This window comes from Mucilaginibacter polytrichastri, from assembly GCF_001911425.1.
In the GTDB taxonomy this organism is placed as follows: Bacteria; Bacteroidota; Bacteroidia; order Sphingobacteriales; family Sphingobacteriaceae; genus Mucilaginibacter; species Mucilaginibacter polytrichastri.
In genome coordinates this window covers 397320-419094 of sequence record NZ_MPPL01000001.1, presented here as the reverse complement: position 1 = coordinate 419094, position 21775 = coordinate 397320, and the positions used below count along the sequence as shown (strand labels likewise).

The window sequence follows — 21775 nt, the reverse complement described above, 5'->3', positions numbered from 1 at the left end:
TTCGGTTATGGCTATAAAGTATGATAGCATAAAAAAGTCCCGGCTATACTGCCGGGACTTTTCTGGATTAACTATAACCTATATCAACCTATATCGACCTCAGTCAACTAATTATGAACCAGCCTTGGCCATATCAATCATCATGGATAGCTCATCAACAGCGGCTTCATTGCTGCCGTCAAAGCCGGTTAGTTTAAACCGGATATTACCCTGCCCGTCAATTACAAATTTGGCGGGGATACCGTTTACCTTATAACTGGTCACCACTTTGTTAACCTTAGTCTCCGGATCTTTTAAATCCATAAGCACACGGAAATCAAAGTTTTTGCTTTTAATATAATCACCGGCATCCTTTGTTGCTGTTTCTGTTTTTTCCCAGGTATGGATAAATAGAAACTTCACGTTAGGGTCGCTTTTATACTTATTTTCGGCCATTTGCATAGCAGGGAAAGAAGCCTTGCACGGGCCGCACCAGGTAGCCCAGAAATCAAGAACAACTACCTTGCCTTTTAAGTCTGCTAAAGAAACTTTATTACCATCCAAATCAGTCAATGTAAAACCAGCAGCCGGCTCTTTGATCATGTCTTTAGTTAGGGTTTTCTTTAAGTTTTCGATGTAGCTTTTTCTTATCGCGGCAGCATATTCGCTAAAGCCGGCATCACTGCCTTTTACTTTAACATAAAGCGTTTTAAATGCACCCGCCATTTCTGGTGTGGCTTTGCCGCCTTTAACCACTTCTTCCAGCTTATCATAAGCTTCCTTGTTACGGTTAAGCCCCATCAAAATTTGTGCATACCGGTAGTTAAGCTGCGGGTTTAACCCTGTCGAGCTTTTGTAAGCTAACTCAGAATACTTTAGAGCTGCATCATACTTTTTCTCTTCAAATAAAATATTGGCATAAGTACTGGTTAAGCCGGGGTAGCCCGAAGCCGAAAACTTGGCGGCATTGCTATCCCCTTTTTTACCGTTGGTGTAAGACTCTGCATTATCCATGGCTTTTTTGGCATAGATCTCTGCATTTGCCAGATCGCCATTTTTGTAAAAAACCTGCGATAAGCCACCATAAGCATTCCCCTTCCAAAAATCTGCTTCGAGCTTATTGATATATTCAATTGCCTTTGGAGTGTTCTTTTCTTCGGCATATTTTGATGCGATGGCCGAGCGTGCATAATCATAAGGCAACCTTTCATCAACCTCGCCGGTTATAAAATTTTCGGGCGGGAACCTTTTAACCCACACCTTATAGGCCGCGTCCATATTTGCTGCACTTTTTTCATTAAATACAGCTTGCTCCGCTTTATTACGCGCTGCTATGCCTTCCGGAAATCTGGTTAATTCAACTACCTGCAGAGAATCTACCGCCCTGCTGTTTTTTATGAGATAGTAAAACTGCTGCGCAAGCATCAGTTCTCTTTCATTGCTGCTGGCACCCAGGCTTTTTAGCTTTTGATCGAGCAGGATTTTATCTGCCGGATTGGCTGAGGCCACCAGTTTATTAAGCAACTTCGCTGTGGTATCTTTTGGGGCTGTTTGCGCACCGGCAATTGTACCAGTACCTGTTAATGCAGCAACAACGCCCAACGTAATTATATAATTTCTCATGCCTTTTTAGTTTGTAAAAATTGATTTTAGTCTGTTAGATAAGGCTTCTTCGCGCAGATTTTTGCCTATTACTTTACCATTTTTATCCAGCAGAAAATTACTGGGTACTACTTTAATACCAAACTCGTGGGCGGCGGCATTATCCCATCCTTTCAAGTCTGATACATGCGTCCATACCAGTCCGTCATCATTTATGGCTTTAAGCCATGCGATTTTACTTTTATCTAAGGACACACCTACAACTTCAAAACCCATATCGTGATACTTTTTGTAGTTGGCCAGCACATTAGGGTTTTCGCGGCGGCATGGGGCACACCAGCTTGCCCAAAAATCTACCAGTACATACTTGCCTCTTAGGGATGATAATTTTATCGGTTTCCCGTTTACATCATTCATCACAAAATCGGGACTGGCGCCAATGCCAGATCGTTTTTCTATGGCAATACTTTCTTTAATCTGCTTGCCGTAAAAAGCATTTTGGGCAGCAGGGGTTAATAAGGCAAACAACTTATTGGCCTCATCAAACTGAAAGTAAGGGATAAAATGGGTGGCGATAACGAAGGCACTTACAGCCGATGCCGGATGCTTACTGATAAAATCATAATGCATTTTGTAATCCAGTTCCTGTACCGTGGCATAGTCTGCCTTCAGCATCGCTTTGGCTGCCGAATCCGGTTTGTTATGGTATACCTTGTTAACCGAATCTGACAGGTGATAATATTTACCGGCGCGATTGGTAACAGGTTTCCAGGCTTGCAGATATGCTTTCCATACATCATTGGTTGGTGAACCCTTAATGTCTGCCTTGTAAACTGAATCGCGGTCGGCATTTACTGTAATGGTGGCATTCTCCACAAACAAAGCTACCTGCTGGCGGTCTATGCCCGAAAATTTGATGAGATACTCCACAGGCTCGCCAACGTGCCCTTTAAACTCAAAATTGCCGCCGGTAATATTTACCGAATCTACAATGGTGTTGGTACTACCATCCATTAAATAGGCTTTCCCTGTTTCTGTTTTGGTAATATGGCCTTTGATGGTAAAATCGTCGCCAATGGTAAATGCGGCTAAACCATAGGCTGCTATAAGCAGGCCTATGGTATAACACAATGTTTTAATTTGCTTTTTCATGGGTGTTATTTATTAATAACCCGGGTTTTGTGTAAGTGTGGTGTTTTGCTGCCTTTGCAAATCTGGTATTGGAAACAATACAGACCGGGTGGCATTCCAGGTGGCTGGTTTCATAACGCTTAATACGGCATTAGCCTGCCCGGTTCTAAGCAAATCAAGCCAACGGTGGCCATACTCACCAAATAATTCCATTTTTCTTTCCTGGGCAATGGCTGCAAGTAAAGCAGTTGACGATGATGCCACAGTTGCCGGTAAATTAGCCAGGCCGGCACGTGTACGAATCAGGTTTACATCTGCAGCCGCGCCGCTTGTATTACCTTGCTGCGCCCTTGCTTCGGCCCGTATGAGGTATTGCTCTGCTAAACGTAATACCACGTTAAACTCATTACCCGCACCTGCAGTTGCCCCTGTGTAAACTTTATATTTGTTAATGCGGTAGTATTTAGAACCCGATACCGTTGAGTCTACCCAGTTAGTTTTACGATTGTCGCCGGCTTCAAAGCTGTTGGCAATGTTGCTGGTAAGTACATAAGTAGGCGGGGCAATATTTACAGCCGATGTTGAAGTACGATACGATTGCACAAATGATGAAAAACCGTAATAGGTAGCAAACTGTAAAATAGTTTCGTTACTGGTATTAATAAAGGCAGAAGCTGTTGGCGCTAAGGTATAAGTACCCGTATTAATTACCTGCGTTGCCATTGCTTCGGCATTTACATAATCTTTACGGTATAAATAAGCCCTTGCCAGTAAAGCCGTAGCTGCATACTGGTTTACCCTTGCACGCAAGGTACCCACATAAGCAGTTGGCAATAAGCCCTGCGCATCTTTTAAATCGCTGATAACGGAAGTCCATACCTGGTCGGCAGTAGAGCGGGGCAGGTAAGCATTGGTTAATGGAACACCACCTGTTAAAGGCACACCGCCATAAAAGTTAACCAGGTAAAAATTCACAAATGCCCTGAAAAATTTGGCTTCGCCCAGTAGTTGCGTTTTTACAGACGGCGTTAAAGTGGTAGAATTTGTTATGCCTGTTATAGCATCATTAACCGCCAACAGTTCGGCATAAGCATACATCCAGAAATTAGCAATCTGTGTGCTGCCGATAGCGATTTTATTATTTTCAATATCGTTAATTTCCGGCGTTGCTGTTAATGTATAATGTAATTCGTCGGCGCTTACTCCACCATAAAAACTGATATACTGCTGCACCGGCACAATTGAACCGTAAATACCATAGTTGTATAATGCAATAACAGCAGCAGTAGCAGAAGCATCTGTTTGATAGGCTGTTGAAGCCGTGATTTTATTTTGAGGAGCATCCAGCTCCACATATTTTTTGCAGGAAGAAGACATGATCATAGCAGGGAAAACCATGCAGATCAATAACAATTTTGATAAACTATATTTAAATTTCATGTTGATCCGATTTATTAGAATGTGCAGTTAAGACCAATAACCATTGTGCGCAATTGAGGCATAGCTATATACTGGCCGGTACCCAAGCCCGGTGCAGCGCCAGAAACCGCTGTTTCCGGGTCGTAGGTATACTTTTGCTTAGCCCAGGTAACCAGGTTTTCGCCCCTTGCAAACAACATTAAATTAGAAAAGCCGATTGTACGAACCCATGCTTTTGGCAAAGTGTAACTTACGTTCACTGTTTTTAATTTCAGGAATGAAGCGTCGCCCCAGTTTGCATCTGATGAATTATAATTATAATAAGGGGTTGTGCCTAATGTAGTTGCACCCGGATATACCGAATTATTGCCCGGTGCTGTCCAACGTTGCAGCTCGCTGGTGTTTTGGTTAGTTAAACTGGATCCGTAAGGATAAGATGAGGTATTGTTAATATAACCCATGCGGTGATTAAACAAAAACGATACATCTAATTGGATTTGCTTATAAGTAAAGCTGTTGGTCATGCCGCCATAATATGGGTGGCCAAGCGGTGCCGGGGCACGGTCGCCAGCGTAGGTTATCGCACCATCACCATTTAAATCTTTATAGGTTGGTATGCCAGTTGCCGGATCAATGCCTGTAAAGTGATACAATAAGATAGCATTAACAGGCTGCCCAACAATATAGCTCGAGCTGTTGAAAAGCTGGCTTGAATTGTCGATAGATAAGATCTTATTACGCTGAATGGTAAGATTAAAGCTTGTGATCCATTTAAAGCTTTTTGACTGCACGTTGGTGGTACTCAATTCAAACTCGAAACCGTTGTTTTGCACCACCGCCGGGAAGTTTGAAGTGTAGCTGTTAAAGCCTGACTGGGTTGGTAATACTACAGATACCAATTGGTCTGATGAGCGGTTACGGAAATAGTCTGCCTTTAAATAAACACGGTCTTTAAAAAATCCCAGTTCAATGGCGTAATCCAGTTTCTTATTGGTTTCCCAATGCAAATTAGGGTTAGGTATTGACGAAGGGTAAATAATAGACTGCCCCTGGTAACTGTTGGCCGAGCCCGCTGCGTTAAAGTAAGCATCGTACTGGTAATTTGAAATCTGGTCATTACCGGTTAAACCGTAGCTACCACGTAATTTACCAAAGCTAAGCCATGGCAGGTCTTTCATGAATGCCTCTTGCGAGAATACCCATGCGGCACCCACTGCCCAGAAATTACCAAAACGGTGGTTAGCACCAAACCTTGATGAACCATCACGGCGGAAAGTACCATCTACAATGTACTTATCATCCCAGTTATAATTTGCACGGGCAAACAAGGCCGTGTATTTATAATCAGAATTATTACTGCCGTAGTTAACGATTGAAGCTGCGTTATTAAGGTTACCTATCAGTGCATCGCTGCTAAAACCAGTTCCTAATAAACTTACACCATCTGCAATGGTACGTTGAAAGGTTGTACCTACTAAAGCCTGCAGGTTTCCGCCCAGTATTTTTTTCAGATACTCAACCTGCGGCTCTATAATGTAGTTAGAGTACGTATTGTTAGCATATTGCAGGGTATTATTAGGTGCAGATAAAACCACATTAGCCGGGTTACGGGAGGTCAACGGTGTCTCTAATGTTTGCTTAAGGCCGGTCGCCGAATATCCTAAATTCGCTTTCACACTTAAACCAGGCAGTAAATGATAATAAACATTCATGTTACTGATAAGGTTGGTTGTTGTATTAGATGTAGGGCGAAGCAGGTATGCCAATGGATTGGTTACTGAAGAGTTCCAGTAAAGTGTACCATTTGCATTGGTGGTAGGCAAGTTTGGCGGCAAGTTATATAGCGTAGACAGATCGGTACCGATCAAATTGTTTTGCATGTAGCCGTAGTTAACACTTAGGTCTATGCCAAATTTATTGTCTTCACTTCTATGCCCTGCGCTTAAGCGGTTGGAGAATGTATTAGCACCAAAACTTCCCGGGAAAACAGTTCCCTCATGGCGATAATTAGAACTGAATAAAAATGTATTTTGTGCTGTACCGCCAGATATGGCAATATCAGCATTGGTAGTATGAGCGGTACCGCCTATCAATTGTTTTTGCCAGTTGGTGGTGGCATTCTGATCCCAAACGGTTAGGTCAGGCGCATTAGTTGTTGTCGGCGTTACACCGGCAGCTGCAAAAGCCGCCCTGCGCATGGCCACATAATCTGGCGTACTCAGCATATCGATAAAGTGGCCTATTTTGCCGGTGCCCTGGTAAAAGTTTACATTGTATTTAGTTTTACCAGTAGCACCCTTTTTAGTAGTTATTAAAACTACACCATTGGCACCTTTTGAACCGTAAATAGCTGTTGCATCGGCATCCTTTAACACATCAATACGTTCAATATCATCGGGGTTAATCATGCTCAACGGGCTAATTTCACCGCCGTTAGCGCCACTCACACCATACGCATTTAAACCGTCGGTAGCAGGCGTACTTCCGTTAAACAAGGTAAACGGAAGCCCATCCACTACGTACAAAGGCAAAGTACCGCTTGCTAGCGAGCCGATACCCCTGATCTGTACCCGGAAACCGCTACCCGGCAAACCATTATTTTGAGTGATCTGCACACCGGGTAATTTACCCTGCATAGCCGCCAATGGGTTAGAAACCGGTTGGTTTTCGATATCCTTAGCTGTTATAGAACTTACAGACCCGGTATTGTTTCTTTTGGTTGTAGTACCATAAGCAATAACCTGTACTTCATCTATAGTACCTGTAGCAGGCTCCAGATGCACATCTAACGATGTTGAACCGTTGGTGGCAACTTCTTTAGGTTTATAACCAATAAAAGTAAAAATAAACACATCATTCTCTGACGAAATATCCAGATGGAAGTGTCCGTTTTCGTCTGTAGCAGTGCTTAAGGTATTATTTTGTTTTGAGCGAACGGTTACACCCGGCAAAGGCTCGTTATTTTCGTCGCGTACAATACCAACAATGCGTTTGTTAACCTGGTCAGCATTAGCAGCAGCATCTTCGGCTGTTTTTCCGGCAACGGTAGCCTTCTTTGTTTCAGACAAAATAATTTTGTTACCAACCTGGTGATAATCAAGGCCTGTACCTTTCAGCAGTACCTGCAATGCGTCGGCAACCGTTTTAGGCTGGGCATCAATGCTGATGTTTTTAAACGCATTTACCTTAGCAGATGGGTAAAATATACTAAAGCCGGATTGGTCTTGTAATTTTTGAAGTGCAGACTTCAATGATTCCTGGTGCACCTGTAATTGCACCTTTGTGCCATTCAGGCTTTGGCCATTGGTTCGGGTAGCCGCGAACAAGGAAAAACTGAATATTAATATGGCACCACAACAAACACTTAATCTCATGACAAACAGCCAGTTAATTCGTGAAAATATTTTAAAAGGGGTATAGAATTTCCCCTTTGCAAAAGCAGTATCTTTTTGCATTATTTGTATAAGTTAAAAAATGAGTCAATAAATTTTTTAATGGAAAACTCCTCATTGCTGTCCAAGGCCGGGGAGTTTTTTTATGTAGTACAGGCATCCTGCCAATAGCTACCTATTATTGCTTTGCTATGCGGAGTAACAGTTTTTCATACAGCGTTTAATTAGGGGTTAATACTTTATTAGTTTGTTAGTTTAGTTACAGCCAATACCGTCTAATACAACGGTTTTACCATCAATTGTATAGGTTGAACCCATCGTGTCTGACAGCGTTTTTAACACCAGTTCCAGGCTTTCTGTACCGGTAAAGCGGCCAGTAATTAAGCAGCCTTCCAGGTTCTGGTTTTTAAATTTCACGTTTACATCGTAGCGCCTGCTTAAGCGTTCGGCCAATTGCTTGTAGGGCATATCGTCAAACTGCATATCTGCTTTTGCCCAGGTAATTGTTTGCTTAGCCTCTATATTGCTTTGATCCAGCTTTTGGGCTGTGGTGTTGTAAACTACCTGTTGGTTGGGCAGCAGGGTGGCAATGGTGTGCTTATTTTCATCGGCCACGCTAACCTTTCCGCGGGTTACAGAAACAGTAACGTTTTGGCCGGGGTATGCTTTAATATTAAAAGCCGTACCCAATACTGTAGTTTTTACCTTGCCTGCATGGATAACAAAGGGATGGTTAGCCATGTGCCTGATATCAAAGTAGGCCTCGCCTACCAGCTTAAGCTCGCGTACATTACCGTGCATGGCATAATTAATGGTACTGCCAGAGTGCAGCAAAACCGTACTGCTATCGGGCAACAGCACAAATTTATTTTCAGAAAACTGAGTGGGTGCCGATGCAGTAAGCATGGCCTGTTTAACTGCTTTTTTACTTTTTTCAACAACAAAATAACCGGCAATTAATGAAACGCCAATTAATACCGCAGCAGCTTTTTGTATAAACCGGGTATTTAGCTTAAAAACCTTCGGTCTTGTTGCCTTAACGTGATTTTTAAGATGATATAGCATTCGTTTTTCAACCAGCTCTTCTTCGCTGTCGAAATCTGTATGCCATACAGCATCTTGCTCACTATTTTGCTGATACCATTGATCTAGTTGCTTCTTTTCTAAATCCGTTGCCTCACCAGCCAGATATTTATCTATTAAGACAAGTAATTTTTCATCTTCCATACAGTACAGTACGCGTATTTATATAACAGTTACATAAACCCCGCATCTACCCTTAGTCGAAATGAAAATATTTTATAAAAAAATTGAAAAGCATAATAAATATGCAATAAACAAACACCAAAGAAGTAAAAAGCGAAAAATTAAGCGCTAAAATACACTCAATAAGAAAAGTATTTTGGGTAAATCCGCAAAAAGAAATATCAGCGAATAATATTCAGCAAAAACACAAGATAAACCATACCGATGCTCCGCAGCGACAAACGAATTACCTTTAAAGCCTTTGTTAAATGAGCTTCGGCTGTTTTTTCGGCAATATTCATTTCAACAGAGATCTGTGGGATGCTTCTACCCTCTTCGCGGCTGTATTTAAATACCAGGCGGCATTTTTCGGGCAGTTTTTCTACGATGCCGTTGATGTATTCCTGCAGAAAGCGGGCATAGATCTTTTCATCATCAAAATCGTGCTGGGTTTTTCCATATACAGATAGCGCAATATCGCTCCTGCGTTTTTGCCGGTGGATAGCTGTAAGTACAGAAAACTTGGTAGCCGTGGCCAAATAGTTAGGTAAAGAATCAATTTTAACCTGATCTCTTTTGTCCCATAATTTAATCAATACTTCCTGTACTATCTCTTCGGCGGCAACCTTATCTTTGGTATGGTTAAAAGCAATGGCCAGTAATTTACGCCAGTAACGCCTGTAAATTTCGCCAATAGCAGCTTCATTCCCCGTTTTTAAGGAACTCACTAAATCGCTATCACTGTAATTTTTAACCCCCATACATCGATACCGCAATATATTAATTTATTGTAAATAAAAAGCTCACAGGCTTTTGAAACTACAATTGGGTGTATATTGGGCCGATATTGACTTTGCATAAAACCATTGACCGTCAGAAAGCAATGGTAGTTTTCTTACTTCAATATTAACCAGGCAGCATGCGTTATATCTTTATTGCTTACCTCAGCAAACTGAAAAAGTTGATTACCCATTACCTCGGGTACTTTAAAGCGATCTATCTCCAGTCCGTTAACATCCTGGGCAATTAATGCCGGGCGATTGTCCTGTTTGGCGGTAGTGAAGGAGATATTTAATAAATGCAGCCCGTTGATATGCCTTGCAAATAAACCATAAGCGGGATTGGCTCCCAGTAAAAATGGTTCGGGATAGCCTTTCTCCAGTTCGGGGAAGGGTTTCATCCCCTGCTCTTTAGTGCCGCCGCCTTTATATTGAACCGAGATATTTTGCAGGGTAATGTTTTGGAGCGGGTAACCGGGCGTACCGGTTAACTGGATGCCGCTTAACGAATCGGCGCCGGTTACATAAATATTGCTTATCAATATATTCTTTACCGTCCCCATGTGGGTGCTAGCCTTTGGCCCGCGGTTTCTTTTGCCAAGCGTTACATAGATGGGGTAGTGGGTAATATCCTGCATGGTGATATTGGTTACAATTATGTTTTCCATTATCCCGCCGTCAACCTCTTCGAGGGCCAAACCATTGCAGTTACGAAACGTACAGTTAGAAACTACACAGTTGCGGAAGCCGCCGTTTGATTCGGTACCAAACTTAATACGCCCGTTAGACCAGCCTGCCTTTGCGGGGATCCTTTTGCCATTTAACAGCGTACCTTCTTCGTAACCGGATACTTCACAATTAGTGATCACCAGGTTTTCGGTGATCTGGGGCTTATTCAACGCGTATGAACTTTTGGGGCAAATGGCATCATCGTGCGGCGAGTTTACCCGGCAGTTAGATACCAGGGTATTGGTGCAGCAATCTATATCAATACCATCGCGGTTGGTATCAATGGTTAAATTATCCAGCGTAACCAAATCGCAGCCTGTTAACAAAATGGCGAAGTGCCCGCCATGGAATATAGTAACATCGCGGATTAAAATATTACTGCACAATTTTAAGGCGATAGCTTTATCTCCTGTACCTATAGAGCCGCCTGTCGGGTCGCCCATATGTTCGTGGTCTTTGTTGGTCATGCCGCCACCGTCTATTTTACCACGGCCGGTTATGGATACATTGCTGAGGTGCTCGCCCCAGATGAGGCTGTTATGAAAATACGTATGGCCGCCATCCTGGTAAGCGGTATCGGCAAAAGCTTCGGCTTCATCATAAGCTTTGCTTTCTGGCGGTGCGCCTAAAATAGTTGCCCCGGCATCGAGGTATAAGTTAATATTACTTTTTAGGCGGATACTGCCGCACAGGTAAATCCCCGCCGGCACATAAACGGTGCCGCCGCCTTTACCGGCACAAGCTTCAATTGCTTTGTTGATAGCTCCCTGATCGAGATGTTTACCATTACCTGTAGCTCCATAATTTTTAACATTGTAGAAAATGCCATTGGATGTGGCAGTTACTTTCTGCGCAAAACATACCGATACGGCAAACAGGACAAACAAAGTCAAATTCAGGAACTTCAGCATCATCAGCAAATTGGTAGGGCTATATTAGGCAGATTAAATTGTTTAAAAGAGTACGGCCTTAAAAAATCTACGCAATCGTTACCGGACGCGTTTGCTCATCTCTTTATAATAAGCCTGCATAATGTAAAAGGCTTTCTTTTTATTGCCTTTATCGTCATAAAGTCCTTTGCGGTTCCAGCCTTCCTGGTATAATGGATTGTTACGTTTTGGCGACCGGAAATCATTTAACACCCAAGGTGCAACCCCCACATAATTGGATGGCATGCGCTTAAACATGGCTACCTGCTCTTTAAAATACCACTCCTGAAACTCTTCGCTAAACCGTGTGAGCGAATCGGCATGGAAACCAAATTTGCCCTCGGCACCGGTTTCACTAATAAAAAGCGGCTTATGATAAGGAGTACTCCAGTTGGTAGTTCGGCACTGATCGGGCAAACCGCCATACCAGCCGAGGTATTCATTAAAGGCAACCAAATCAACAAACTCACCGAGCGGATCATCCACTACATTCTCGTTTTTCAGGGCCGCATAGTTTACTTCTAAGGCTGCCGAGATCATCCGCGACGAATCCAGATGCTTGGCTTCTGTGATGAGATTGTGCATAAAATCGGTACGGGTTTGGCTGATTGGGGTTTCGTTACCTACCGACCAGATAATAATGCTGGCCTTGTTATGGTCGCGGGTTATCATTTCATTAAGCTGCGCTTTGGCTTTATCCAATACTTCCTGGCTGCCAAAATTGATAGTCCAGTACACCGGGATCTCCGACCAGACCAAGATGCCCAGCGAGTCCGTCATCCGGGTCATGGCCTCATCGTGCGGGTAATGTGCCAACCTAACCATATTGCAACCCAACTCGTGCGCCTGTAATAATAACTGTTTAGCATCATCGGTACCGTGTGCCCGCCTTACCTCCTGCGGTATTTCGCCATGGATACATATGCCGCGCATAAAAATAGGCTTTCCGTTAAGTAGTACCTGCTCTCCCGAGGTTTCGATGGTACGGAAGCCTATCCTATCTTCCACCTGGTCTGTAGCCGATGAAACAACTACCCGGTACAATTTAGGGTGTTCCGGCGACCATAGTACAGGGTTTATCAGCTTAAAATTTATTGGCGTTACCGCCCCTGTAGATACTACCTGATATTTCACTTTAAGCTCCGGAACAGTGATGGTCAGGCTTTCGCCCGGCTTGGCATCGCTCAGTTTTAACCAGCCGCTTACCTCCGGATTTCTGGCAGGTGCTTTGCCCGGCTGCGGCTTACCCAACTGGATCACATAATCCTGTATAAAGGTTTGCGGTAACTCCACCAGCTTTACATCGCGGGTAATGCCGCCGTAGTTCCACCAGTCGGTATTTAGGGTGGGCACTTCATCAGCATAGCGTTTATTATCAACCTTAACTACTAAAAAGTTGTCCTTCTCCTTGAGCAGCGATGCCGGCACCTCGAAATTAAATGGGGTAAAACCACCCTTATGCATGCCCAGTTTTTTTCCGTTGAGATAAACATCGGCCCGGTAATTTACGGCACCGAAATACAGGAAATAACGGCCACTACCAGTTGGTTTAAAGTCGAATGATTTCTTATACCAGATGGTACCTTCATAATACAAAAATTCGGGCTTCTGATGGTTCCAGTCGCCGGGTACCTTCAATGTATTTTTATCGGTATAGCCATGCTCCTTTTTATCGGTTTTGTTTACCGGCACATCGCTGTTCCAGTAAGCATCGGTGTTGCTTTCTTTAAGCTCTTTGTAGCGGTAATCGTAAAAACCGGTTTCGTAAGGGTCAACAATATACTGCCAGGTACCATTGAGCAACAATGCCCTGCGGGCTTCTATATTGGTGATAAGGTTGCTTTGGGCGTTAACCTTTACGACTAAGTCCACCAATATTATCAGAAGTAATTTCTTCATCGTTTAATTGTTGAATACGTTTAAATCCCAATTTTCCATCCAGTTAATTTCAATATCATCGCCCTTAAAGGTGACAGGGAACCACAGGTAACGGCCATCTATGGCATCTTTCGGCGTCCATTTATCGGCCATAAAAATAAAGGCGTCCTTTTTCCCGGCCACAGGCAGTACATAAGTGCTCTGCCCACCAAATGTTAGTTCTGCTTTTGGGCCGATGCAAGGATTACCATGATAAGTCCATGGGCCCCAAATGGATTTTGCCGAGAACCAGCGCGCCGGGTTAGGGTCCCAGCCTGTAGTACCCGACCCAATGAGATAGTAGGTACCATTGTGCTTAAATATGGCGGGCGCTTCTGTCTGATGCCCGGCGTATACCCTGGCAAACTTGCCGGTATGGCCGGTAAAATCTGCATTAAGCTCGGCAATATCCAGCGTAAAGTTTTCTTCGGCCGAGAAGATGTGATAGGCCTTGCCATCGTCGTCAACAAACACGTTCATGTCGCGCGCCATCTGTCCGCCGGGTACATCGCGGCAAAAGAAGCCCTCGCTCTTATTTTTCGGCTGTGTGCAATCTACCTTTTCGTTATCGGGCGTGCCATCCGGGTAGTAGGGCATAAACCCTGCATTGGGGCGATAGCTCTTCACAAATGTATATGGCCCGGTTACCTTATTGCTTACAGCCACACCGGCACGGGCCGCCTTGTAACCCTGTCCGCGTAATTCCAGGTGGAACCACATTACGTATTTTTTTGTCTTCTTGTTATAAACAACCTTGGGCCTTTCCAGTATACATCCTTTGGCAATATCGTTGGTAGTATCGGGCGATACCGGAAGGGCGATGCCTTCATCTTTCCAGTTATATAAATCTTTAGACGAATAACAGTGTACACCCACCATGGCACGGTTACCTGCGCCGCCTGCTATTTTATGTTCGCCAAACCAATAGTAAGTTCCCTTTTGATAAAGAAAACCACCGCCATGCGCATTTATGTGCACGCCATTATTATCGGGCCAGATAGCGCCCGGTGTAAATTGCTTTGCCTGCGCATGTACCATCAATGGTATGGCCATTAGCCCGGCAATGATCAGCTTAACAGCATATATTTTTCTCAATTTCATTTCGTGTTTTATTTAAGGTCTAATGCATGATCGGCAGGCACATCCTGGCCACTCCAAACTTTAACTGCTGTCCAGGGTTCTGCAGGTGCGCTCCAAAACTCATCTGTTTCTGGCAACCCCAACGCTACAAAAACGTTGGTGCAGATGTACAAACTGCCCGTGGTGATATAAAAATCGGCCAGGCCGGGTTGCTTTCCATATAGGCCGATGTTAAGCCAGCCATCAGCGGTAAATGTTTGCGGCGCACCCAGCGTTTTACCAATCATGGCGGTTAAGGCTCCCCTTACCTGCGCCGGTTTAAGGCTGGCCGGCAGTTGTTTTTTCAAGGCCAGGTTAGACAGGTGATGGAAAACCCCTCCCCGGTAAACGATAGACCGGCCTGTTGGCGGGTAGCTTCCATCTGTACCGATCAATCGCTCCAGAAGCTCGGCATAACGCTGCCCGAACTTCAACTCGCGCTCTTGCTCGTGTAAATAGCTTTTCTTTTTGGCATTCACTTCTTCCAAAATAACACTCAAATTGGGGTGGATCACAATACTATTATAATAATCGTTGTGGAAACTCATCCCGTCCGAATACATGCCATCGCCCACATACCAATGCTGCGTAAACTCCCTGATCCCATACTCTACCCTTACAGGGTCGTAACCCAGATCATATTTGCAAAGAAAGGCCTCGATCATGCCCGAAAACAATATCCAGTTGCTATAAACCGGCACCGTGTTACGGGTGATCTTCATCACATCAACTACCTGTTTTTTCACATTCTCATCCAGGTGTTCCCACAGCCAGGGCGAACGGATGAGCGCCAGTGCCAGGTAGGAGGCATCTACCAGCGGCTGCCCGCCGTTCCATTGCAGGTAATCTTTAGCCTGGGGGTTTACTGCGTTGGTTATTGCTTTTAAAGCCCATTCGCGGTATTGGTTACGCAGTTTTAATTCATCAGGGTCTCCACCCTCTAATTGCAGCCAGGGGGCTACGCCACTTAAGGTACGGCCAAAGGCTTCCAGGTAGGCCACCTTGGTGCGGCTTTCTTTGTTATCTATATGGTCTGATAGTGCAACCGGCATCTTCTCCTTCAGCTGGTCGGCAGCCAGGTTAGCTAGCACCGGCCGGGCTACCTTATCCATATAGCTAAGCCAGATCTTCCTGTCGGACAAGGTTGCCGTGCGCTTTTTCTGCGCGGCAGTGGTTAGTGTTAATGTTATTAATATGAAGTAGATTAAAATCCTTTTCATGATAGGTTATTTAGATGATTTATTTTTTACCGGCATTAATTTTTCGAAAACGTTAACCGGCATCATATTGCCTTAGGATAGATATTGAATTTATTGTTAAAAACGGGAATATTGGTATCAGCATAAAGGCCGGCAATACAGACTTGGGCGCATGCAGTGTATCTATCGTCTGTACAATAATTGCCAATCTTATATCCGTCAAAAAAATCAAAAGGAGCTTACACTTCATCATTTCTTCAAAAAATCTTTAGCTGTATCAAATATTTATCTTTTTTCCGGTTTCCATTCTATTACCTGCACAGGTTGCGGGCCTGCATTGGCCTGCCCCTCCCCATCTACCTGTATTGTTTTTTGCACAAACAGATCCAGCACTTTTTTATCCTTCCATAACTCCGTATCATATGTTGGTTCCCAGTTACCAACTGATGTACCTGTGAGATATTTGATGTTCCACTTAGCGTTTTTAAGGTCTTCGTTAATAGCGACAGATACCTTACTCCCTCTTTCTGCATCGCGAAATATCAATGCCACTGCCATTTTACCCTTTTGCCGGTAAGCCACAATTTGCGGCCGCGATACCGGGATACTTTTGGTGCCCGTGCCGCTTAAGCTAAATGGTGTTTTCCTGAAATCGAGATCATTGATTTGCCATTGGCCGCTGATGTTATAAACCAAATGGTATTGCGGTACCGTTTCACCTTGTTTACGCCAATAGGTGGCTATAAACGGATGCCCGTTTTCGTCGGCAAACATCGAAGTCTGGTTAATCAGTTCGCTTTGCTGCGGAATTTCACAGGCATACTCAGCGGTGTTCAATGTAATCGGCAAGTTATATTTTTCGCCGGATGATCTTTCCCAGGTTAAGCCGCCATCTTTAGACCGGGCATAGCACATATCGTGGTTACTGGCCACATCGGGGCTTTCGCGCCATACCCACGAGATATGGAGGGTACCTTTAGTATCAATTGCTATCTGCCAGTAAGCGTTCCGCTTGCCTTCGCCGTCAATGAGGTTGTCCTGAACCCTGGTCCATTTTTTATTTTTAACATTATACCTGTTTAAAACCAGGTTGCCGTTGCCCGATTCGCCATCGCGGTAAAAGAACAGCAGATCGCCCGAGGGCATTTTATAAAATTCGGGGTAGGTAACCTTATTTTCTTTTATACCGGTCATCGGCATTTTACCAGTCAGCTGTAAACTACCCGGACTAACGCTACGGCAATAATTTAAGGGTTGGTTATGATGCCCCCAGGTTACGTGCAAATAGCCCTCGCCGTCAACAATAATGCAGATGCATTTGTGCGCGTCAGTAGCATCGCCGGTATATGGCGTCTGTTGCGTTTGCCAGTTCTGTGATCCCAATTTCCTTTTGGCTAGCACCACATATTGCTGTACATCATAAAATGCGGCATACTGAGTACCCTGAAAAGTAACCAGCGAATTTTTCCTGAAAACCACCGTGTTCACCGAGTTATTTGCCCAGCCATTTGCAGCAATAGTACTTGTTTGGGCCTGTGCCGAGCAGGTTACTTTAAAACAAATGGCAAGCACCAGCCAAAGCCATTTACTATTGATCACTTTCTGATAATTCGATAACATTAGTCTGTTTTATATAAAGCGGCAGCTGGCTAACTGCCGCTTTATTATTTATTAATAGCCCGGATTTTGATCCAGAACTGCATCCTTATTTAATTGTATTTCTGTTAAGGGTATAGGCAACAACAAGTTTCTGCTCGAAATACCTGTTGTTGGGTGCTGTACATCGTTACTGTTGAGCCTTGTCGAACGGTCTACCAGCGTACCTGTACGCATCAACGTCATCCGCCGGTTCTCTTCGGCAATCAACTCCCGGGCACGTTCGTCCAGGATAAAATCAAGCGTCATTTGCCCGGCGGTAACCAGCGGTGCACCGGCACGGGTTCTCAGTACGTTAATCGTGTTGGCAGCCTCGCCGGTTTTACCCTGCTTAACCTGTGCCTCGGCCAGTAACAAATAGGTTTCGCCCAAACGCATCATTATAAAATCTTTAATCATGGCATAGCCAAAGGTATCATTAGGGTCAAATGCGCCCCACTTTAAAGTGCTCGGGCATATTTTATAAAGTGTATCGGGCCCGGTAAATGGCACTGGTTTACCCAATAGCGCAGATTGTGCAGGGTCATTATAATAGTATCTTCTTTTAATACTATACTTTGAGTTCCTGATATCACCTGCCGGATACAAACCGTACAATACCCAGTTACTTAGCCTTAACCTTGCAACCCCCCTGCCGCCTAATGAATCGCACGGCAACATACCTAAAATATTGTAATAAGCAGCTTCCCATACGCGGCGTTGCTGCGCATTATCAACGTTACCACCGGTTACCGAGCTTGGGTTTTCTTCTTCCAGCACCCAGATGGCTTCGCTGTTACCTTGCGAACGCCGCTGGTTACCGTACACAAACATGTCTGAATAGTAATCGCCGGCACCACCTGCCCTCACGCCGTAGCGCGACTTAACCAGGTTAAATTTACCGCTACTGATAACCGCTTGCGCCTGTGCTTCTGCCAGATCATTTTTTCCCATCCTCAAATAAACCTCTGCAAGCAGCTGCATAGCCATATATTTATTGGCACGGCCTGCCGGTTTACTGTTTATATTTACTTTTGATGAAACTGCGCCTATTTCTGTGAGGTTAGCCGCAGCAAAGGTTAAATCGGCTACAATCTGCGCATTCACCTGGTCGAGCGGGGCCCTTGTAAAATCTGTTTTCGGCCCGGTTAGGGGATGGATAATCAATGGCACCTTGCCATATAAGGTGGCTAGCGATTCATACGCATATGCCCTGAAGAACTTAGCCTCGGCAGAAACTGCATTTTTACCGGCCGCGCTTAATCCTTTGGCATTGGGGCCTTCTGCACCATCTATAATAATATTGGCATTATTGATAAGCGAGTAATTACGCTGCCAGGTAAATGCGGAGGCGGCATCTGTAGCCGTAAGCTGTGTATAATTATAGTAAGGCACTTCAATACCTTGCTGGTTGGCGGTGGCATTGGCTACATCTGTACCTACCTGCCAAACGCTTGGCCAGCCCTGCGCGCTGGAGTAGGTAAGCGTGCCTGTTGCATATTGATATAACCCTACAAGCGAGGCATCAAAACCCAATGAATCTGTAACCGTCAACGGCGTGTATGATGAGTATGGTTTCTCTGCCAGGTAATTCTTTTTACAAGATGCAAACGCAATCATCAATACCGATGCTGTAATTAATATGGTTGAATATTTTTTCATTTTTTTACGTTTATCGTTATTTTAAGGAAACATTAACACCCAGTACAAATGTGCGTGTTACAGGATAGTTGTTGGTATAATCGGCCACAAAGGCAGATTGATTACTACCCGAATTACCGGTACCCCTGGTGTAATAGGTTTGCTCAGGATCCCAACCTATCCATTTGGTAAAGGTGGCCAGGTTTCTGCCGCTTACATAAGTGGTTAAACTGGCAATGCCAATTTTATCCAAAAACTTTTGAGGCACTACATAGCTAAAGGTGATATCCTTAATACGGGTATAACTTGCATCGCGCGGATAGCCATAGCCCCGGGTATTGGTATAATTTAACGACTGGAATGAATTGGTAGGATTGGTTGACGCCCAGTAGCCGATGTCCACCGGTGTGTTTCTGCGGCCCGATTCATCGGCATAGTTCAAATCGGCGTTATTTTTTAGCATGCCTTGTGCCGTTTGGATAAATACACTCAGGTTAAAGTTTTTATAATGAAAGGTGTTGGTTAAGCCACCGGTCCATTTTGGTGCTGTTTGCCCCTGTACAACGCGGTCTTCTGCGGTGATCTTACCATCGCCATTGGTATCGGCAAATTTCAGGTCGCCGGGTTTAGCACCCGGATCTTGTTTGGAGGCATCCTCGCCTGTTTGCCAAACGCCGGTCATCTTGTAATCGTAAATAACGCCAACAGGCTGCCCTATGAACCAGCGGTTTCCCAAATCGTCCTTACCATCGCCATAAATAGAAACAATTTTATTGCGGTTGGTTGCATACACAATACTGGTTTCCCAACGGAAAGCCTTACCTGTAATATTCTGCGTGGTTAACGTAAGCTCTAAACCTTTATTAGCCGTTTTACCAATATTGTCCCACACGCTTGAGTAACCAGTGATGTTTGGCAAACTTCTTTTCAGCAATAAGCCGCTGGTTCGATAATCGTAAACATCTAAACTACCGCTAACGCGACTTTTGAGCAAAGAGAAATCAACGCCGATATCGGCTTGGTTGGTAGTTTCCCAATGTAAATTATCATTACCCAGGTTATCGGCCTGTAAACCAATGGTACTTACACCATTAAACGGAAAACGAACGGATTTGTCGGCCGTAATGGTTTGGTAAACAGAGATGGCCTCGTTACCAGTACGGCCGTAAGACCCTCGCAACTTCAAGCTGCTTACAACATTAGAATTCCGGAGAAAAGCTTCATTGCTGATATTCCAGGCTGCGGCCACTGATGGGAACCAGCCATATTTGGTAGTATTAACCCCAAATACCGAAGAACCATCGCGACGGGCAGTTGCCGTAAATACATAACGGCCATCATAAGAATAGATGAGACGGCCCATTTGCGAGTTAAGCGCATAACGATCTGAAGAAGAGGTTGACGATTGGCTAGCCCCCGAACCTAAACTATTATACGATAATTCATCATTAACAAAGCCGGTGGCTGTGCCGGTTGATGTAAAATATCTTCTTCTTTGCGCACTGTACAAACCCGTAAAATCAATGTGGCTTTTGCCTATATCTTTAGTATAATACAATAGGTTTTCAACGGTATAAGACTGTGTTTCAGAACTGGTTGCAGTTGCTGTGCCTAATAAATTATTGGCCAGCCTGCCCACATAACTATCGGTGCGGGTTGGCAAATAATTGTAACCTGCATTTAAATGGTAGCGCAAGCCTTTAAGTACACCGCCAAATTTAACCTCGGCATAGCCATTGCCACTCAGGTTAACGCTACGGTTAAGCTGGTCTGTTTTAAGGCCCAATAAGGGGTTGGTGTACAATTGCTCGGGATTCATTGGGTAAATGGTGTACGAACCATCGGCATTGTACTCATTACCATAAGGGCTCATGGCTGTGGCAAACAAAAGATTGGCACGGCCACCATCATAGTTATTGTTGGCATAATAAAGCGATGTACCCACGGTGAGGTAGTTGGTAACGTTAATATCCAGATTTGACCGGATACTTACACGCTGGTACTGATAGCCTTTTACAACGCCCTTTTGGTTCAGATAATCGCCGGAGATAAAATACTTAACATCGGTACTGCCGCCGGAGATGCTTACATTATGATCTTGCATAATACCCTGCTGGGTAGCTTCTTTTACCCAATCAATGGTTCTGCCTGCCTTGTAATTGGGCAGTTCTGAGTTATTGGGTACCGGGCTGGTTTGCGTTTGGCCGGTCTGTTTCAGGTAGTCGGCATATTTCTGTACGTATTGTGCACTGTTGCGCGGCTCCAGGATATGAGCCAGGTTTTCGGTACCCACATAGCCGTTGTAGCGAATAATAGGTTTACCTGTATTACCTCGTTTGGTGGTCACCAAAATAACCCCGTTAGAGCCGTTGGTACCATAAATGGCCACGGCTGATGCATCTTTCAGAATTTCCACAGAGGCAATATCATTAGGGTTGATATCATTTAACGACCCGCCTGTTTTGCTCAACGGAATCCCATCAACCACTACATAAGGGCTCGAGCTGGCATTAATTGAGTTTTGCCCGCGGATTAAGGCCGCCGGCTGGCTACCCGGCACCGAAGAGCTGGTTGAAATATTGACACCCGCTACAGCACCTTCTATAGCCTGCAAAACGTTGGTAACCGGTAATTCCGTCAACCTGGCTTTGGGTACAGAGGCAACGGCACCGGTAACGTCAGATCGTTTTTGGGTACCGTAACCCACTACAATTACCTCGTTAAGCTGCTTCCCATTATCAGACAGGGTAACATTAATGATTTTGGTGGTGCTGTTTACAGCTACAGATTTAGTTTCCATACCGGTGAAACTAATGGTTAGGGATGCGGCACCGTTAAGGGTTAAGCTGAAAGCCCCATTGCCATCTGCCGTAACACCCTGACTTGTGCCTGCTACCTTTACAGAAGCGCCGGGGAGGGGTAAATTTTTATTGTCGACCACCTTCCCCTTAATTACGTACGAGGCTGCCTCCTGGGCATACGCTGTACTAAAACTGGTAAATATTACGGTTATTAAACACGTAAGATAAACTGCATAAGTAAAAAATTTTCTCATCTAA

At 44.4% G+C, this 21775-nt stretch carries 13 protein-coding genes; all 13 read right to left on the bottom strand.

Annotated features, from left to right (window positions below; translation table 11 throughout):
- Positions 1-111 precede the first annotated feature (111 nt).
- The 13 genes from RG47T_RS01875 to RG47T_RS01810 all read right to left on the bottom strand — a co-directional run bounded on the left by RG47T_RS01875 (position 112) and on the right by RG47T_RS01810 (position 21771).
- A complete protein-coding gene (locus tag RG47T_RS01875; protein ID WP_074487707.1) occupies positions 112-1602 on the bottom strand; it encodes a redoxin domain-containing protein in 1491 nt (496 codons plus the stop codon).
- 6 nt (positions 1603-1608) lie between these two features.
- Entirely contained in the window at positions 1609-2733 is a 1125-nt protein-coding gene (locus RG47T_RS01870) for a TlpA disulfide reductase family protein (RefSeq protein ID WP_074487706.1), read from the bottom strand.
- Between the two features lie 12 nt (positions 2734-2745).
- Positions 2746-4152: a RagB/SusD family nutrient uptake outer membrane protein gene (locus RG47T_RS01865; RefSeq protein ID WP_074487704.1), complete on the bottom strand. Its 1407-nt coding sequence runs from the start codon at positions 4150-4152 to the stop codon at positions 2746-2748.
- A gap of 14 nt (positions 4153-4166) precedes the next feature.
- Positions 4167-7505 (bottom strand): TonB-dependent receptor, encoded by a 3339-nt coding sequence (locus tag RG47T_RS01860; protein ID WP_175538884.1) that lies wholly within the window; start codon positions 7503-7505, stop codon positions 4167-4169.
- 273 nt (positions 7506-7778) lie between these two features.
- On the bottom strand, positions 7779-8750 hold the full coding sequence (locus RG47T_RS01855) for a FecR family protein (RefSeq protein WP_074487702.1): 972 nt from the start codon (positions 8748-8750) through the stop codon (positions 7779-7781).
- 200 nt (positions 8751-8950) lie between these two features.
- Positions 8951-9496, bottom strand: coding sequence for an RNA polymerase sigma-70 factor (locus tag RG47T_RS01850; RefSeq protein ID WP_253187485.1), 546 nt, complete (start codon positions 9494-9496; stop codon positions 8951-8953).
- A 167-nt stretch (positions 9497-9663) separates the two neighbouring features.
- Positions 9664-11190 (bottom strand): rhamnogalacturonidase, encoded by a 1527-nt coding sequence (locus RG47T_RS01845; protein ID WP_091690712.1) that lies wholly within the window; start codon positions 11188-11190, stop codon positions 9664-9666.
- 75 nt (positions 11191-11265) lie between these two features.
- Positions 11266-13104 (bottom strand): glycoside hydrolase family 2 protein, encoded by a 1839-nt coding sequence (locus tag RG47T_RS01840; protein WP_074487699.1) that lies wholly within the window; start codon positions 13102-13104, stop codon positions 11266-11268.
- Positions 13105-13107: 3 nt separating this feature from the next.
- Positions 13108-14223: a glycoside hydrolase family 43 protein gene (locus tag RG47T_RS01835; RefSeq protein ID WP_083627261.1), complete on the bottom strand. Its 1116-nt coding sequence runs from the start codon at positions 14221-14223 to the stop codon at positions 13108-13110.
- An 8-nt stretch (positions 14224-14231) separates the two neighbouring features.
- Positions 14232-15461, bottom strand: a complete 1230-nt coding sequence (locus RG47T_RS01830) for a DUF2264 domain-containing protein (RefSeq protein WP_074487698.1) — start codon at positions 15459-15461, stop codon at positions 14232-14234.
- Positions 15462-15725: 264 nt separating this feature from the next.
- Positions 15726-17060 (bottom strand): BNR repeat-containing protein, encoded by a 1335-nt coding sequence (locus tag RG47T_RS01820; protein WP_074487695.1) that lies wholly within the window; start codon positions 17058-17060, stop codon positions 15726-15728.
- A 51-nt stretch (positions 17061-17111) separates the two neighbouring features.
- On the bottom strand, positions 17112-18737 hold the full coding sequence (locus RG47T_RS01815; RefSeq protein WP_074487694.1) for a RagB/SusD family nutrient uptake outer membrane protein: 1626 nt from the start codon (positions 18735-18737) through the stop codon (positions 17112-17114).
- Positions 18738-18753: 16 nt separating this feature from the next.
- Entirely contained in the window at positions 18754-21771 is a 3018-nt protein-coding gene (locus tag RG47T_RS01810) for a SusC/RagA family TonB-linked outer membrane protein (RefSeq protein WP_074487692.1), read from the bottom strand.
- Between the last annotated feature and the right edge of the window lie 4 nt (positions 21772-21775).